Origin of the sequence: Actinomadura livida, from assembly GCF_014648675.1 — a bacterium.
GTDB lineage: Bacteria > Actinomycetota > Actinomycetes > Streptosporangiales > Streptosporangiaceae > Spirillospora > Spirillospora livida.
Genome location: NZ_BMRO01000007.1, coordinates 418,740 through 435,770 on the forward strand (window position 1 = coordinate 418,740; position 17,031 = coordinate 435,770).

General features: G+C 70.6%; 11 protein-coding genes. 4 read left to right on the forward strand and 7 right to left on the reverse strand.

Features of this window, described 5'->3' with window-relative positions:
* Window positions 1-17: 17 nt before the first annotated feature.
* The 5 genes from clpB to dnaK are packed head-to-tail and all read right to left on the reverse strand — an operon-like array spanning window position 18 to window position 6,321.
* Window positions 18-2,633 (reverse strand): ATP-dependent chaperone ClpB, encoded by a 2,616-nt coding sequence (gene clpB, locus IEZ03_RS19350; protein ID WP_184882084.1) that lies wholly within the window; start codon window positions 2,631-2,633, stop codon window positions 18-20.
* Entirely contained in the window at window positions 2,615-2,959 is a 345-nt protein-coding gene (locus tag IEZ03_RS19355) for a chaperone modulator CbpM (RefSeq protein WP_184882086.1), read from the reverse strand. Before IEZ03_RS19355 ends, clpB begins: the two co-directional genes overlap by 19 nt.
* Entirely contained in the window at window positions 2,959-3,903 is a 945-nt protein-coding gene (locus IEZ03_RS19360; RefSeq protein ID WP_184882088.1) for a DnaJ C-terminal domain-containing protein, read from the reverse strand. The genes IEZ03_RS19355 and IEZ03_RS19360 overlap by 1 nt, the downstream gene beginning before the upstream one ends.
* A complete protein-coding gene (locus IEZ03_RS19365) occupies window positions 3,903-4,472 on the reverse strand; it encodes a nucleotide exchange factor GrpE (protein ID WP_184882090.1) in 570 nt (189 codons plus the stop codon). Before IEZ03_RS19365 ends, IEZ03_RS19360 begins: the two co-directional genes overlap by 1 nt.
* A complete protein-coding gene (dnaK, locus tag IEZ03_RS19370; RefSeq protein ID WP_184882092.1) occupies window positions 4,441-6,321 on the reverse strand; it encodes a molecular chaperone DnaK in 1,881 nt (626 codons plus the stop codon). The genes IEZ03_RS19365 and dnaK overlap by 32 nt, the downstream gene beginning before the upstream one ends.
* Before the next feature lie 343 nt (window positions 6,322-6,664).
* Between dnaK and IEZ03_RS19375 the strand changes: the two genes are divergently transcribed.
* The gene (locus tag IEZ03_RS19375; RefSeq protein WP_184882094.1) at window positions 6,665-7,114 is read left to right on the forward strand and encodes a DUF1931 family protein; all 450 of its coding nucleotides are present in this window, start codon (window positions 6,665-6,667) and stop codon (window positions 7,112-7,114) included.
* A gap of 133 nt (window positions 7,115-7,247) precedes the next feature.
* A complete protein-coding gene (locus IEZ03_RS19380) occupies window positions 7,248-10,100 on the forward strand; it encodes a helix-turn-helix transcriptional regulator (RefSeq protein WP_268248547.1) in 2,853 nt (950 codons plus the stop codon).
* Here the strand turns inward: IEZ03_RS19380 and IEZ03_RS19385 are convergent.
* Window positions 10,087-10,515 (reverse strand): DUF2267 domain-containing protein, encoded by a 429-nt coding sequence (locus IEZ03_RS19385; RefSeq protein ID WP_184882098.1) that lies wholly within the window; start codon window positions 10,513-10,515, stop codon window positions 10,087-10,089. The two genes, IEZ03_RS19380 and IEZ03_RS19385, sit on opposite strands and share 14 nt — an antisense overlap.
* A 187-nt stretch (window positions 10,516-10,702) precedes the next feature.
* Here IEZ03_RS19385 and IEZ03_RS19390 point away from each other — a divergent pair, with 187 nt between their 5' ends.
* Entirely contained in the window at window positions 10,703-12,607 is a 1,905-nt protein-coding gene (locus IEZ03_RS19390) for an MFS transporter (RefSeq protein ID WP_184882100.1), read from the forward strand.
* Window positions 12,608-12,675: 68 nt separating this feature from the next.
* On the opposite strand, the gene IEZ03_RS19395 is transcribed toward IEZ03_RS19390, so the two are convergent.
* Window positions 12,676-15,210 carry a winged helix-turn-helix domain-containing protein gene (locus tag IEZ03_RS19395; RefSeq protein ID WP_184882102.1) on the reverse strand — a complete coding sequence of 845 codons (2,535 nt, stop codon included), beginning with the start codon at window positions 15,208-15,210 and terminating at the stop codon, window positions 12,676-12,678.
* A gap of 173 nt (window positions 15,211-15,383) precedes the next feature.
* Between IEZ03_RS19395 and IEZ03_RS19400 the strand changes: the two genes are divergently transcribed.
* Entirely contained in the window at window positions 15,384-16,958 is a 1,575-nt protein-coding gene (locus IEZ03_RS19400; protein ID WP_184882104.1) for a Na+/H+ antiporter, read from the forward strand.
* The last annotated feature ends 73 nt before the right edge of the window (window positions 16,959-17,031 follow it).

Consider the following 17,031-nt stretch of genomic DNA (forward strand, 5'->3'; position numbering starts at 1 on the left):
CCGGCGTGCCCGGCCGGTCACTCCGGGTTCTCGTAGCGGACGTTCAGCTCCCCGTTCGCGACGGTGATGTGGATGGTCGCGCCGTCCCGGACGTCCCCCGCGATGAGCGCGCGGCCGAGGCGGGTCTCGACCTCGCGGGCGATGAAGCGCCGGAGCGGGCGGGCGCCGTACACCGGGTCGAAGCCCTGCTCGGCGATCAGCCGCCGGGCGTCCTCGTCGATCGACAGGCGCATCTGCCGGTCGGCCAACCGGGCGCGGAGGTCGTTGAACATCAGGTCGACCACCTGCTCGATCTGCGGCAGCGTGAGCGGCTTGAACAGGATGATGTCGTCGACCCGGTTGAGGAACTCGGGACGGAAGTGGCGCCGCAACTCGCCCATCACCCGGTCGCGGGCGTCCGGGTCGAGGCCGCCCTCCGGGGTGACGCCCTGCAGCAGGTGCTCCGACCCGATGTTGGACGTCATGATGATCACGGTGTTGCGGAAGTCGACGGTGCGGCCCTGCGCGTCGGTCAGGCGGCCGTCGTCGAGCACCTGGAGCAGCGTGTTGAAGACGTCGCCGTGCGCCTTCTCGATCTCGTCGAACAGCACGACCGAGTAGGGCTTGCGCCGGACGGCCTCGGTGAGCTGGCCGCCCTCCTCGTACCCCACGTAGCCGGGGGGCGCGCCGACCAGCCGGCTGACGGTGTGCCGCTCCTGGTATTCGCTCATGTCGATGCGGACCATGTTCTCCTCGGTGTCGAACAGGGCCGCGGCGAGGGTGCGGGCCAGTTCGGTCTTGCCGACGCCGGTGGGGCCGAGGAAGACGAACGAGCCGATGGGGCGGCGCGGGTCCTTGATGCCCGAGCGGGCGCGGATGATGGCGTCGGACACCAGCTGGACGGCCTCGTCCTGCCCGACCACGCGCTCGTGCAGGACCTTGTCGAGCCTGAGCAGCTTGTCCCGCTCGCCCTCCTGCAGCCGGCTCACCGGGATGCCCGTCCAGCGGGACACGATCGCCGCGATCTCCTCTTCGGTGACGACCTCGCGCAGCAGCCGGCCGCCGTTCTGCTTGTCGGCCAGCCGCTCCTCCTCGGCCCGCAGCCGTCGCTCCAGCTCGGGCAGCCGGCCGTGCCGCAGCTCCGCGGCACGGTTGAGGTCGTAGTCGCGCTCGGCCCGATCGGCCTCCTGCCGAACCTGTTCGATCTCCTGGCGCAGCGCCTGCACCTTGCGCAGCGCCTGGCGCTCGGCCTCCCACTGAGCGCGCATGGAGCCGGCCTCGGCGCGCAGATCGGCCAGTTCGCTCCGGAGTTTCTCCAGGCGGGCCCTGCTCGCCGCGTCCTCCTCCTTGGCCAGCGCGGCCTCCTCGATCTCCAGGCGCATGACGCGGCGGGTGAGCTCGTCCAGCGGCCCGGGCATGGAGTCGATCTCGGTGCGCAGCATGGCGCACGCCTCGTCGACCAGGTCGATGGCCTTGTCCGGCAGGAACCGGTCGGAGATGTAGCGGTGGCTGAGCGTCACGGCGGCGACCAGGGCGGCGTCCTGGATCTTCACGCCGTGGAAGACCTCAAGGCGTTCGCGCAGGCCGCGCAGGATCGAGACGGTGTCCTCCACGGTGGGTTCGTCGACAAGGACGGGTTGGAAGCGCCGTTCCAGGGCCGCGTCCTTTTCGATGTGCTTGCGGTATTCCTCCACCGTCGTGGCGCCGATCATGTGGAGTTCGCCGCGGGCGAGCATCGGCTTGAGCATGTTGCCGGCATCCATGGAACCTTCGGTGGCGCCTGCGCCGACGACGTTGTGCAACTCGTCGACGAACAGCAGGATCCGGCCCTCGGCCGCCTTGACCTCGTTGAGGACGGCGGTGAGGCGTTCCTCGAACTCGCCCCGGTACTTGGCGCCCGCGACGAGCGAGCCCATGTCCAGATTGAAGATCGTCTTGTCGCGGAGGCCCTCGGGGACGTCGCCGTCGGTGATGCGCCGGGCGAGGCCCTCGACGATGGCGGTCTTGCCGACGCCGGGGTCGCCGATCAGCACCGGGTTGTTCTTGGTCTTGCGGGACAGGATCTGGACGACACGGCGGATCTCGGCGTCCCGGCCGATGACGGGGTCGAGCTTGCCCGCCGCGGCGTCGGCGACCAGGTCCCGGCCGTACTTCTCCAGTGCCTCGTAGGCGACCTCGGGCATGGCGGACGTCACCCGCTGGTGGCCGCGAATCCGGGTGAGGGCCTCCAGAAAGGTGTCTCTGGTGACGCCCTGACGGTCCAGCAGCCGGCCCGCCGCAGTCGTAGAGCCCTCCGTCAGCAATGCGATGACCAGGTGCTCCACGGAGACATAGTCGTCCTTCAGCCGTTCGGCCTCCTGCTGGGCGGTGTCGAGCAGGCGGGAGAGCCGCTGGGTCACCAGCACCTTGCCGGGCTCGGTGCCCGGACCGCTCACGCTCGGGCGGCGGCCCAACTCGGCCTCCAGCGCCTCCCGCAACCGCGCCGGATCGGCCTTCGCCTCGGTGAGCAGCCGCGGGACCAGTCCGTCGGCCTGGTCGAGCAGGGCGAGCATCAGGTGCTCGCCGTCCACTTCGACGTGCCCGAAGCGCAGGGCCTTGGTCTGGGCGTCGTGCAGGGCCTCCTGGGATTTCTGGGTCAGGCGGTTGGGGTCCACGTTCGGCCTCCGGTTTGGTGTCGGGTGCGCAGGTCCCGCTCGAGTTCGGCGATGCGGTCGAGTAGTTCGACCACGAGTCCCAGCGCGGCGTAGTTGAGGCAGAGTCCCGTCCGCAGGCGTTCCAGGCGTGCGTACGCGGCGACTTGCGCGGGCGCGAACCAGAGTCGGCCGGACGGGTCGCGTTCGGGGTCGAGCAGGCCGAGGCGCACCAGCCGGCGTGCCAGCTCGGGATGGATTCCGGCGGCATCGGCGAAGGCGTCGAGGTCCATCCGCCGGGGACGGGTCGGGATGATGGCGTAGACCGCGCCGGGCAGCAGATGTTCCATCACGATCTCCTCGGGTCGAACGGCGACGCCGATGCGAGCTCCTCGAACAGCCGGCGTTCGGTTTCGGACGGCTCGGGCGGCACCACGATGCGGGCCTCGGCGAACAGATCGCCCGGGGTGCCGCGCGGGTTGGGCAGACCGCGGCCGCGCAGCCGGAGCCGGCGCCCGCTGGACGTGCCGGGGGGCACCTTCACCTTGGCCTCGCCGCCGGGCGTCTGCAGTCCCGCCGTCGTGCCGAGGGCGGCCTCCCACGGAGCGAGTGGGAGGTCGGTGTACACGTCGCGGCCCTCGACGCGGTAGCGGGGATGCGGGGTGATCCGCACCACCAGGTAGAGGTCTCCGGCGGTGTCGCCGCTCCCGCCCTGGCCGGCGAGCCGGATGCGCTGGCCGTCGGTCACACCGGCGGGAACGGTGACGTCGAGGTTCCGCGGGCCCTCCGGACGGTTGAGGGTGATGGTGCGTCTGGTCCCCTGGTACGCCTCCTCGACGCTCACCTCGATTTCGGCCTCCTGGTCGGCGCCGCGTGACGGCGACCAGGCGGACCAGCGGCCGCCGCCCCGCCGCCGGCCGCCGAAGATCCCGCCGAACAGGTCCTCCAGGTCGATGTCCTCGCCGAACCCGCCGGTGTAGACGCCGCCCGTGGTGGCGTAGGAGCCGGCGCGTCCTGCGGTGGCACCTGCCCGGGAGCGCGCCCACATGTCCGGGTCGACGTCCTCCGGAACCCGCCGGAAGTCGGGCCCGAAGGCGTCATAGCGGCGGCGCTGGTCCGGATCGGACAGAATGGCGTAGGCCTCGGAGACGTCCTTGAACTTCTCTTCGGCTTCGGGGTCTTTGTTGATATCGGGGTGATGGGCGCGGGCGAGCTTGCGGTAGGCCCGCTGGATCTCGTCCTGGTCGGCGTCTCGGGAGACCCCCAGCACCTCGTACGGATCTTGGACGGCCATCAGTCACCGGCCTTGGCCGACACTGACACCAGCGCCGGACGCAACTGGTTCTCGTCGTCGCCGTAACCCGGCTGGTGCACCTCGACCACCGTGCCGGGCGGGACGTCGGAGTCGGTGCGCACGGCGACCGCCGAGTGCCGGGCCGGGTCGAACGGGACCCCCAGTTCATCGCGGCGCGGGTAACCGAGGTCACGTAGCGTCGACACGGCACGGTCCCGGACGCTGCGAACGCCCTCGATGACGCTTTCCGGATCGGACTCGGCGTGCTGCAGGGCGCGTTCGAGGTCGTCGAGAACGGGCAGCCACATCGCGGTGACCTCCGCCCGCTGGGCACGGCGCTGCGTCTCCAGTTCACGCGTCATGCGCTTGCGCATGTTGTCGAGATCGGCGAGTGCGCGCCGCCACAGGTCCTCGAGTTCGTCGACCCGCGCCCTGAGCAGTTCGACCTCGCCGGGATCCGGGCCGGCCGCCTCGGCGGCGCCCTCCTGCTCGGAGCGCTCGGGTGGCCGGTCCTGGTCGGCCGACTGCCCGGTCTGGTCAGTCCGTCGTGAATTCTGCGTCGATGACATCGTCGTCCGAGCCTTCCGTCGTGGCCCCAGCGGAGCGCTCGCCCGCGCCCGCCGCTCCGGTGGTCGTTCCCAAGCCGTGCAGGATCTGCTGGAGTTCGGAGGTGAGCGTGCGCAGCCGGTCCAGCGGCGCCTCCTCCTTGACGGCCTGCCGGGCGTCCTCGATCAGCCCCTCGGCCCGCGCCTTCTCATGCACGGGCACCGTGTCGCCGAGTTCGCCGAGCCGGCGTTCGACCTGGTAGACGGCCGAGTCCAGCTCGTTGCGCGCGTCGACCTGCGCACGCAGCCTGGCGTCCTCCTGCCGGTGCTGCTCCGCATCGGCGATCATGCGCTCGACCTCGCTCTCATCGAGGTTCGAGCTCTGGCTGATCGTGATGCGCTGCTCGGCGCCGGTGTCCTTGTCGCGTGCGGAGACGTTGAGGATGCCGTTGGCGTCGATGTCGAACGTCACCTCGATCTGCGGCTGGCCGCGTGGCGCGGGGCGGATGTTCTCCAGCCGGAAGCGACCCAGCACCCGGTTGTCGGCGGCCCGCTCCCGTTCGCCTTGCAGGACCACGATGTCGACCGCGTTCTGGTTGTCCTCGGCGGTGCTGAACGTCTCGGTGCGGCGGGCGGGGATGGTCGTGTTGCGCTCGATGATCTTGGTCATCACCCCGCCCATGGTCTCCACACCGAGCGACAGGGGCGTGACGTCGAGCAGCAGGACGTCCTTGACCTCGCCCTTGAGGACGCCGGCCTGGATCGCGGCGCCCAGCGCCACGACCTCGTCGGGATTGACCGACATGTTGGGGTCCTTGCCGCCGGTCAGCCTGCGGACGAGGCTCTGCACGGCGGGGATTCGTGTGGACCCGCCGACCATGATGACCTCGTCGATGTCGTCGGCGGTGACCTTGGCGTCGCTCATCGCTCGTTCCACCGGCCCGACGCAGCGCTCGGTCAGGTCCGCGGTGATCTGCTCGAACGTGGAGCGCATGAGCGAGGTGTTGAGGTGTTTCGGGCCGCTGGCGTCGGCCGTGATGAAGGGCAGGCTGATCTGTGTCTGGGACACCGTGGACAGTTCGACCTTGGCCTTTTCGGCGGCCTCGAACAGCCGCTGCAGGGCTTGAGGGTCCGCGCGGAGGTCGATCCCGTTCTCCCGCTGGAAGTCATCGGCGAGGTGATCGACGATCCGGCGGTCGAAGTCGTCGCCGCCGAGATGGCCGTCACCGGAGGTGGCGCGGACCTCCACCACGTCGTCGCCGATGTTCAGCAGGCTGACGTCGAAGGTGCCGCCGCCCAGGTCGAACACCAGCACGGTCTCGTTGGCCTTCTTGTCGAGGCCGTAGGCCAGCGCCGCCGCCGTGGGCTCGTTGATGATGCGCAGGACCTCGAGCCCGGCGATCTTCCCCGCGTCACTCGTCGCCTGCCGCTGGGCGTCGTTGAAGTAGGCGGGCACGGTGATGACCGCCTCGGTGACCTTCTCGCCGAGCGACTTTCCGGCGTCGTCCGCCAGCTTGCGCAGTACCTGGGCCGAGATCTCCTCTGGTGCGTACTGCTTGCCGCGCACCTCGAAGCGCGCAGTCCCGTCCGGCCCTTCGACCACGTCGAAGGAGACGGCGTCCTTCTCACTCCCGATCTCGCCGTAGCGCCGTCCGATGAAGCGCTTCGCGGAGGTGATGGTGCCTTTCGGGTTCAGGATCGCCTGCCGCCGGGCCAGCTGGCCGACCAGCCTCTCGCCCTGTTCGGTGAAGGCCACCACGGACGGGGTCGTCCGTGCCCCTTCCGCGTTGGGGAGGACCCGGGGTTCGCCGCCTTCCATCACCGCGATGACCGAGTTGGTGGTGCCGAGGTCTATGCCGACTGCTCTAGCCATCAGGTTCCTTCCGATGGTCCTCACCGCGCATACCGGCGAGATGGCGTACACCGCTGCCGGAGATGGCAACGCCTTCGCCAGCGACGCTGCGTCATCAGCGGGCCGGGCACATCCACCGACCGTGTAGGTCTGTGCTCAGCGCCCACCGCGGGGAGAGTCGGTGAGGCCGCCGTGAACGGAAGGCGAGACCGGGCGGGCGGGACGCGGTCCTCACTCCCGACCGGCGCGGGCGGCCTCGTCGCGCTAGCCAGGCCTACAAGATCTGACGATGTGACGGTCGCCCCGGAAGGGGAGGCTGCAAGAAGTTCTCGCTTCGGCAGGAGATGACAGGGGAGGCGGTTCCATGGCCGTTATCGGAATCAGCAGGTTCGAGCGCTTCTTCAGGGCTGCCGCCGGGCTGGACGTCGATAAGAGTGATCTGCGGCGCTACCACGAGTTCCTCGACGCCAAACTGTACGATCTCCTCCTCATCGGACAGGCCAAGGCGAAGGCGAGCGGGCGCGACATCATCGAGCCGTTCGACCTGCCGATCACGAAGGGCCTGCAGGAGAGCATCCACCGGTTCCGCCGGTTGGACGAGGAGATCGAGGTCGAGCCGATCCTGGAGCTGCTGGCGAGGCGGCCGCCGCTGGACCTCGCGGTCCGCGATGTCACGGATGAGAAGCTTCCCGAGATCGCGGGCGGTCTCTCCTACGCGCTGTCGCAGGCCTTCCGGATCATGTTCCCGGACCGGCGCAACCCGCAGACCGCGCAGTGGGAGGAGGTCCGGCGCATCTTCGACCTGCTCTTGTGACCCGGGCTGTCCGCTCTGGCAGTTCGCGGCAGTGATCCGCCTTTGTGCAATGTTTGTCCTGATCTGCCCAAGAAGGGGACGGCGGCGCGGGACGGGCGCGTATCCCCTGCTGAATCGGGGGCACGGTGTCTGCATGGATGGCAGGCCGCCGACGCGGGGCGCGACCTTCGGTCGCCAACGGGAACGAGCGAGCATCGATGAGTTGCTGGCGCGTGTCGACGGCCCGAGAATCATGCTCGTCGAGGGGGAGCCGGGAATCGGGCGTACCCGGCTGCTCGAGGAGGCCGCGCGGAGGGCCGCTGACGGGGGCTTCGCGGTGGTGGTCGCGGACCCGGATCCCGGACTGGGGCGCCCGGCTGACCTGGAGCTGTTGCTGTCGGCACTCGACGAGCCCCGCCCGCCTCCGCGGCAGGCCGGCGAACAGGACCGGCCGGCCGAGCGGCTGCGGACCGCGCTGGAGCAACGGGCCCGCTCCACCCCTTTGCTGGTCGTACTGGACGATCTCGAATGGGCCGATCCGGCGGCGCTTCTAGCGCTGCAGACGCTGCCGATCCGGCTCGCGTCATCCCCCGTGCACTGGATTCTCGCGCGCCGCACCGGCCGCGGCGGCGCCGAGCTCGAACGGCTGTTCCTCCGCCTGCAGGCGGAGGGCGCCGTCCTGCTCCCGCTCCGCCCGCTGCCGAACGAGGCCGTCTCCGACCTGGTCACCGCCACTCTGGGCGCGTCCCCCGACCCCGACCTGCGCGAGCTCGCGGACGGGGCGGGCGGCAATCCGCTGCTGCTTCTCGAGCTGATGAACGGCCTGCTCGACGAGGGCGGGGTGGCGGTCTCCCAGGGCCGTGCTCGCCTCGTCACCTCCCGGCTGCCGGAGCGGGCCCATCTCGTCGTCAAAGGCCGGCTGGACGACCTGGATCCGGCGGCCCGGCGGCTCCTCGAACTCGTGGCGATGCTGGGGCCCGCGTTCCACCCCCTGGTCGCCGCCGACCTGCTCGGCATCACTCCCTCCGAACTACTGCCGTCCCTGGAGGCGATGCTGGCGACCGGGTTACTCGCGGCGCATGAAGAGGCGCTGGTGTTCCGGCACGAGGTGGTGCGCAAATCGGTGATCACCGATATCCCCGGTCCCGTCCGGCAGGCGCTGCACGTGCAGATCGGCAGAACCCTGCTGGAGCACGGCGGCCGGGTGAAGGCCGCGGCGGCCCACCTCATGGCGGGGGCGGTCCCAGGCGTCCCGGAGGTCCTCCCAAGCCTGGACCGGGCGAGCGCGGAGATGCTCGACACCCACCCGGCGGTCGCCGCCGAGCTGATGCGCCGGGCGCTCGACCTCACCGAGCTCGCCGACCCGCAGTGGTTCGCGCGCACGATGACGGCGATGCGCACGCTCGTCGCCGCCGGTGACCTGGTGGGGGCCGCGGAACTCGCGGAGGCCGCGCTCGACCACTGCGCGTCGGGCCCGTCCACCGCCGAACTGCTGACCGCGCTGTCCTTCGTCCTGGTGCCGAAGGGCGAGGTCGTCAGGGCGTCGGACATGGCCAAGGCCGTGCTGGGCATGCCGGATCTGCCGGACGAGGTGCGCGACCGCGCCGAACTGGCCCTCCTGCAGGCCGACACGGGCCTGCCCGAGGGCGCGGGTGTACTGGACCGGGCCAAAGCGTTCGTCAAGGCAGGTGACGCGCCTGGCCAGGGCCTGGTGACCGGGGCGCTCATCGTCCTCGCGTTGAACGGCTGGGACAAGGGCGAGTTGGAAGACGCGCTCGGCCTCGCGCGGACGAGTGTGCGGCGGGTTTCCAACGACGGCGCGCAGGATTGCCGACTCCACCCCGGCCTGGTCCTGGCCGCGTTGCTGGTGGACGTCAGGCTCATGGACGAGGCACGGCGGACGATGGTGCTGGGAACCGGTGGGGCCGACGGGATCGGCAGGGGCGGCTGGGCGGTCGGACCGGCGATCGTGCGATCACGCATCGCCCTTGCGGAGGGGCGTCCAGAAGAGGCGATCCGCGAGGCGAGGGCGGCTCTGGAGGCGGCCGACGCGGCCGGCGCGCGTCTGCTGAGCGCATCCGCCCGGTCCGCGCTGAGCGTTGCGGCACTGCGCTCCGGCGATCTCGAAACGGCCATCGAGCACGCCCGCGGTGCGGAAGACGCGGGCGGACCTGCACCTCCTCCGTTCGACCTGACCCGAAGCGAGCTGGTTCGGGCGCAGGTTACCGAGGCCTGCGACGGGCCGCGGGCCGCCATGGCCGGGTTGGGTCGGCTCCTCGACGACCTGGCCGAGCACAGCCGGGCGCTCATCTGCGACCCGACGGCCGCGGCCTGGCTTGTACGGACGGCGGTCGCGGCGGGTGAGGCCGGACCGGCCGAGAAGGTCGTCGCGGCGGCCGACCGGCTCGCCGGGCTGAACCCCGGGCTGCCCAGCCTGGCTGCCGCCGCCGGGCACGCCCGCGGGTTGCTGCACGGTGAACCCGACCTCCTGCGAAACGCCGCCGCGGACCATGCCGACCGATGGGCGTGCGCCTCCGCCTACGAGGACCTCGGCACGCTGCTCGGCGGACGGGACGGGGCACGCCGCCAGACGATCCAGTGGTTCGACGAGGCCCTGTCCTGCTATGCGGCGGCCGGTGCCGAGCGGGACGCGGCCCGGATCCGGGGGCGCCTGCGGCGTATGGGGGAACGCCGCCGGCACTGGAACCACCGGGACCGGCCCGCGACCGGCTGGGCAAGCCTCACCGGGACCGAGCAGCGGATCTCCGGGCTCGTCGCCCAGGGGCTCACCAACCAGAAGATCGCCGACCAGCTGTTCATCAGCGCGCACACCGTTGCGTTCCACCTGCGACAGGTCTTCCGCAAACTCGACGTCCGCTCGCGCGTCGAGCTGGCGCGCCGGGTCCTCGAACGTTCCGACGACCTTCCCCGCGCGCGTTCCAAGGAGCCTGACGACGGCACGGAGGCCGGGTCGCCCCTTGCCCGCCGACCACCTAGACCGGAATGAGCGGGCGCAGGTCCCGGGAGATGCTGGACTTGATGTCCTCCCATTCACCTTCCGTGACGTACTGCCGCAGCGCCTGCAGGACGGTGGAGACCAGCTGCTCTGTATCACCGACCTCATGCGGGAAGTCGCGCCGGACGCGCTGAAGGAACTCCTCCTTGCTCATTTTCACGGGCACCCGGCTAGGGTCCCAGCCCTCGTAGTGGACGCCGCGGACGAGCAAGGGCAACTGGGCGGCCAGATGCGCACATTCGTCCACGGTCAGCCGGTCGCGCAAAGCGTGCAGGACCGCGCGCAACGCGTCATAGGACACGTTCCGCTGTTCCTTTGACCACCCGTAGGCATGTTCGATCACCTTCAGCACGTGGTTCGTCTTGTCGATGGTCTTGTCGAAGGTGGGGAACCCCGTAGCGCCCATGTCGGCCTGCCTTCCAGATGAGGTGGACCTTCCGCCCCAGAGCGTCGCGCTGGATCGGGTGAGAACACGTCACCCGGTCAGGGTGATGCCGGAAATGGGGCCGGTTCACCCAGCCTGGGCGATGCTCGTTCACCCCCTTGGCCAGACGCTGGTCGATGGCAGCGACCTGCCTTGCAAGGGGGTAGAAATGACAACTGCCAGAGAACTGGGCACGATCCAGACGCAGATTCCCTCTCGACTGGACCGCCTGCCCTGGTCGAGGTTCCACTGGAAGATCGTGATCGGCCTCGGCACCGTCTGGGTCCTGGACGGGCTGGAGGTCACGATCGTGGGTTCGATCGCGGCCCGGATGACCGAGCCGGGCAGCGGGATCGACATCTCGAGCGGCGACATAGGCACCGCCGCGGCCTTCTACGTCGCCGGCGCATGCCTGGGCGCGCTCTTCTTCGGCCAGCTCACCGATCGCTTCGGACGCAAGAAGCTGTTCATGGCAACGCTGGGGCTGTACCTGGTGGCGACCGTGGCGACCGCGTTCGCGACCGAGGCGTGGTACCTGTTCCTGTTCCGTTTCCTCACCGGCGCCGGTATCGGCGGGGAGTACGCGGCCATCAACTCGGCCATCGACGAGTTGATCCCCGCCCGCAACCGCGGCCAGGTGGACCTCGCCATCAACGGCAGTTACTGGCTGGGCGCGGCCATCGGAAGCCTCGGCAGCGTGCTGCTCCTCAACGATGCCCTGCTGGCGGCGAATCTCGGCTGGCGGCTGGCCTTCGCCATCGGCGGGGTCCTCGGGCTGGGGATCATGCTGGTGCGCCGGAACGTCCCGGAAAGCCCCCGCTGGCTGTTCATCCATGGACGTGAGGATGAGGCTGAACGGATCGTCGACGGGATCGAACGGGAGGTCCGGGCCGAGATGAGGGAGCCGCTGCCTCCTCCGGCGCAGAGCATCACCGTGCGCCAGCGCAGGTCGATCGGCTTCGGTGAGATCGCCCGCGTGACGGTCAAGCGCTATCCCAACCGCACCGTGCTCGGGCTCTCGCTGTTCGTCGGGCAGGCGTTCATGTACAACGCCGTCACGTTCGACCTGGGTACGATCCTCAGCGACTTCTTCGACGTCGCGTCCGGCACGGTGCCCTACTTCCTGGCCGCGTTCGCGCTCGGGAACCTGATGGGGCCGCTGCTGCTCGGGCGCCTTTTCGACACCGTCGGCCGCAAGCCGATGATCGCCGGCACCTACTTCGGCTCCGCGGCGCTGATCGCGGCGACGGCCGCCCTGCTCATGGCGGACATGCTGACCTCGACGACGTTCATCATCCTGGTCGCGCTGAGCTTCTTCGTCGCGTCGGCCGGGGCGAGCTCCGCCTACCTCACGGTCAGCGAGATCTTCCCGATGGAGACCCGCGCCCTCGCCATCGCCCTGTTCTTCGCCGTCGGCACCGCGGTCGGCGGGATCACCGGCCCGGCGCTCTTCGGCCAGTTCATCGGCAGCGGCAACCTGGATCTGGTCGCTCTCGGGTTCTTCATCGGGTGCGGAGCGATGATGCTGGGCGGGTTCGCCGAGCTGATCTTCGGTGTCCGCGCCGAACAGCAGTCTCTGGAGAACATCGCCCGTCCGCTGACCGCGGAGGAGGCCGACGCCGCCACGCCGCAGGAGCAGGAGAGCCTCCGGCGGGCCGAGATGGAGCGGGAGCTGTCGCCGGGGGACATGCGCCTGGCCGACGAACGCGATCGCCGCGTCCGTGAGCGTGCAGTCCGGCGCCGCGAGCGGGAGACGACGGGGCCGCAGCGCTTCCGTCCCGGCCCTGGGGGCTCGCAGACCTACTCTCCGGGAATGATGGGGACCACGGGCACTCCGAGCCGCTCGACGGCCCTCGCCGAGCGGGAACTCGACCGTGAGATCGAGGACCTCGCCCGCGCGACCGCGGAGGGCCCGGTGGAGCGGCGCGACCTGGCGGAGCGGGTCGGCGCCCGAGGCTGGGGCCCCGGCCGGTTCAGGCGCGCCCTGGCCGAGGCGATCAGGGAGGGGCACCTGCGGCGGCTACCGCACGACAGGTACGGCCCCGGAGACTCCAGGAGGGACGACGGGGAATGACGCCCGCCTGCCGTCTCGGCGAACCGCTGCCGCAGCGGTTGGGTGAGCAGCCGCAAGGCCCGGGGGGCTCAGAGAAGCCGAGCCTCCCGGGCCTTGCGCACCGCCTCCCGGCGCCGGGAGGCGGTGAGCTTCCGGTAGATGTGGCGTGTGTGCGTCTTCACGGTGTTGACCGAGAGGTGCAGCTCGGCCGCGATCTCCTCGGTCGTCAGGACGCTCTGCAGATACCGCAGCACCGTCAGCTCCCGCTCGGTCAGCGGTGCGACGGGGCCGTCCGCCCGCTCGGCGGCGCATCCGACGATCTCCATGACGAACGGCCAGCATGCCGTCCCCGAGTCCAGGTGGGCGCTCAGCAGCCGCCGCGCGGCCCGGCCCTCGCGGAGGAACACCCCCTTGAAACGCTCGTGATCGGCGAGTTGCAGGGTCTTCTCCAGGGTCGTGGACGCGTGCCGGTCATGGCCGGCACGGTCGGCGGCCAACGCTTCCAGCAGGCCTGCTTCCAGGCTGAGCCCCAATTCACCGTTCGGTGCGCCGGCGGCCGTCAGTATCGCCGTGTCCGGATCGCCGTCCTTCAGCTGCAGGCGCGCGAGCGCCACCGCCAGCGGCGCCGAGCCGCCCGATGCCCCTGCCTTGTCGGTCAGGAGCCGGGCGGCCGTGCCGGTGTCCCCGAGGCTCGTCCGCAGCGCCGCCTCGGCGGCGGTGAACCGGTGGGCGATGTACGTCGGCACCGCCCAGCCGGTGAGTTGGTGGCGGGCCTCGCGCAGTACCTCGTCCGCGTGGGAGCTGTATTCGCCCCCCTGAAGCGACCACAGCCGGACGATGCTGATCAGCGCGGCGAGCAGCCGGTCACCGGAACTCTCCGCGAGATCCAGGTACCGCGCGGCCTCGTTCCCGTCGCCCCACTCGTGGTGCGTGATCGCCAACGCGAGATAGGCGTACCCGCGAACTCCGGGTGCCGCGGTGAAGCCGAGCGAATCCTGAGCGGTCTGCCCCGCGAGATGGAGTTCGCCGAGCAGGGCGCGGGCCACGGCGAGCCTGCTGAGGCACACCGCTCGGGCCCGGTCCAGGCCCGCATGCTCGGCCGCGGCCAGCCCGTCGTCCAGTGCCCTTTCCGCCGTGCGCAGGTCCCCGGTCGCCAGCCGCGCTGTGCCGAGTGCGCAAAGGGCGACCGAACGGGCGCCTTCGCCGTCCTCCCGGTGCGCGAGGAGCCGTGACGCCTGGGAGAAGGTCGCGGCGACGTCCCCCGCCGCCACCGACCGTGTCAGGCGGATCGCCGTGGCCTTGTCATCGTCGGCCTCGGCCGCGTGGTGGTCGGCGAGCCGCAGGTAACGGTCGGTTCCTCGCCGATCACCGACGATCTGCTGATTCAATGCGCAGGCCAGCGCAAGATCCGGGTTGTCGCGAAGCGCCGCTTCCGGCGGCGCGGGGTCGGACGCCCAGAGCGGTGGGTCTGAGTCCGACAGCACGAGATCAGGCCAGTGGTCGGCCAGGAGATCCGTGGCCATCCGCCAGTCCGGGGACAGGAGGGCGTGCTGGAGCGCCTCCTGGGACGAGCCTCGTGCGGCGTACCAGGCGGCCGCGCGCCGATGCAGGTCGGGGACTCGCCGTGGCGCGCGCCTGGCCAGCTCACGACGAAGGAACTCACCGAGAAGACGGTGGCAGCGATACGAGGAGCGCCGGTCGCCGACCGTGTCGAGGAAGGCGCCCGCATCCCATAGTTCGGCCAGGATCCGTTCACCGTCCGACCGGCCGGTGAGGGCGTCCGCCAGGCTGCCGGTGAGCTGTTCCAGCACAGAGCCGCACAGCAGCACCTCCAGATGCCCGCCGTCGAGACCGTCCAGCACTTCCGAGGCGAAGTAGCCCGCGATGGTCTCGTGGTCGCCGGTCAGCCCGTTCACGAAGCGCAGCGGATCGCAGTGTCCTTGCATGGACAGCCCCGCGAGCCGCAGGCCCGCCGGCCAGCCCTCCGTGCGCTGGAGCAGCATGCGCGTGTACCGGCCGGGCAGTTCCAGGCCGAGTGCGGCCAGCAGTTCGACGGTCTCCGCCATGGTGAACGAAAGTTCTGCGGCCTCCAACACGGTGACCGCGCCGGCGAGCCGTAAACGCGCCAGCGGAGGTCCCGGGCCACCGCGCGTCACGATGATCACCCGTAGTGCCCTCCCGGCGTGCTGGACCAGATACTCCAGCCCCTTCAGGACCCGCGGGTCGCATATTCGATGGAAATCGTCGAGGACGACGCCCACGGGTTCGGCAGATCCGGCCAGCACGGCCGCCAGTCGGGCCAAGAACACTTCATGGGGCGCCTCGTCCGGCGACGGCAGGGCGTCGCCCGCGAATCCCCCCGCAGAGTTCAGCGCCGCCCGCAGATAGGACCAGAATCGGGGGTCGTCCCCGTCTTCGATGCCGAGCCAGCCGACCCGGAGGTCCGTCGCCCTCGTCCACCAGCTCAGCAGCACGGACTTCCCCCAGCCGGGCGGAGCGTTCACCAGCGTCAACGGCCGTCGCAGCCCGGTGTCGAGAACGCGGCCGAGGCGTGGACGCTCCACCAGCCCCGGTGGAGGGGCGGGCACCTCCAGCTTCGAACCCAGCACTGGTACCTCGGTCACGCCCACCACCCTGCGCGTGCCGCCAGGCGCCTCGTATCCTCAGTACGGGTAGCAACCGACGATGAGCACCCCTCCGAGTGACCCGGCGGTGGTCACCGGAGAATCAGTTCCGCTTGTCCATTTCCCTACCTGCGTGTTCGGCTGGACGGGGCCTTCCCGGGAAGGTCGCGATCATGGGTCCGGAATCCCTTTTCATCGTCGGCCTGGCCATCACGGCCGTGGTGCTGCTCTCCCGGGCCCTGGCCGCGCGTATAGGGGTGCCCGACGCGATCCTTCTCGTCGTGCTCGGCGCAGCGGTGGCGTTCCTGCCCGGCATGCCCGAGATCGCGCTGCCACCGGAAGTGGTGCTGCTGGGCTTCCTACCTCCGCTCGTCTACTACGCCGCCTTCTTCAGTTCCCCGCGCGAGGCGAAGGCGGACGCCGTGCCGATCACGGCGCTCGCGATCGGCCTGACGACGGTGACCACCCTCGCCGTCGCCGCGGTCCTGCGATGGATCCTGCCCGACCTGAGCTGGGCGGCCGCCATCGCCCTCGGTGCCGCCGTCGCCCCCACCGACCCCGTCGCCGCGATCTCGATCATGAAGCGGCTGAACGCGCCGGGCCGGCTCGTGACCATCGTCGAAGGTGAGAACCTCATCAACGACGCCGTTGCGCTCACCGCCTTCGTGCTGGCCGTCGAGGCGCTGACGACGCCCTTCACCCTCGGGCACGGCATCGCGCGGCTGGCCGAAGTCGTCGCCGGCGGCGTGGCGTACGGCCTCGCGGTGGGTTTCGTCGCGTCCCGCCTCCGCCGCCGGATCCGCGATCCCGGCAGCCAGATCGTCGTGACCCTGCTGACGCCGTACCTCGCGTTCGTCCCGGCCGAGGAGCTCGGCTTCTCCGGGGTCCTCGCCGCCGTCTGCGCGGGCTTCTACCTCGGCACCCGCGGAGAGGGCATGCTCCAGCCGGCGTCCCGGCTGCCCGGGCAGCTGTTCTGGCAGGTGCTGGTCTTCCTTCTGGAATCGGCGCTGTTCGTGCTGCTCGGCCTTGAGGTACGCCTCATCGTGCGCCAGCTGACCGGCGCGGCGTGGTCGTCGGCGATCCTCGGCGCGGTCGCGGTCACGGCCGTCATCGTGGCCCTGCGGCTCGCCTGGACGCAGTTCGTCTTCCCGCTCTCCCGGTACCTGCCCGGCCGGCACTTCGCCTTCGACCATCTGCCCTGGCGCGACCGGCTCGTCATCGGCTGGAGCGGTATGCGAGGCGCGATCTCGCTGGCGATCGTGCTGTCCCTGCCGGTGTCCGCACCGGGCCTGCCGCCGGAACGGCGCGGCGAGCGGCTCTTCGTGATCGGCGCCGTCGTGTTCATCGCCCTGATCGGGTGTGCGACCACGCTGCCCGGCCTGCTGAGACGGCTGGGCCTGGCCGGGTCCGACCGCGTCCGGATCGAGTACCAGGAGGCGCGGAAGGCCGTGGTGGACGCCGCCCTCGCGCGGCTGGACGAGCTCATCGAGAACGGCGAGGTCGACGATCGCACCGGCGGGACCTTCCGCCGGCTGTACGAGAGCCTCCTGGACCAGGTCCGCACCGAATCCGGCGAGGACCTCGACGAGGAGGTCACCGACGTCCTCGGCCTCCGCCGCGAACTGGTGCGAACGCAGCGCGAGAAGCTGCGCCGGCTCTACTCCCAAGGCAGCATCAGCGCAGAGGTGATGCGAGCCGTGGACCGGTGGCTCGATCTCGAGGACCCCGACATCCGGGAAATCGGCTGACCGGGAGCCGCACGTCCCGGACCTGTCAACTCTGAGGATGTGCCGGACCGGCCGGACGGGCAACGTCCCATGG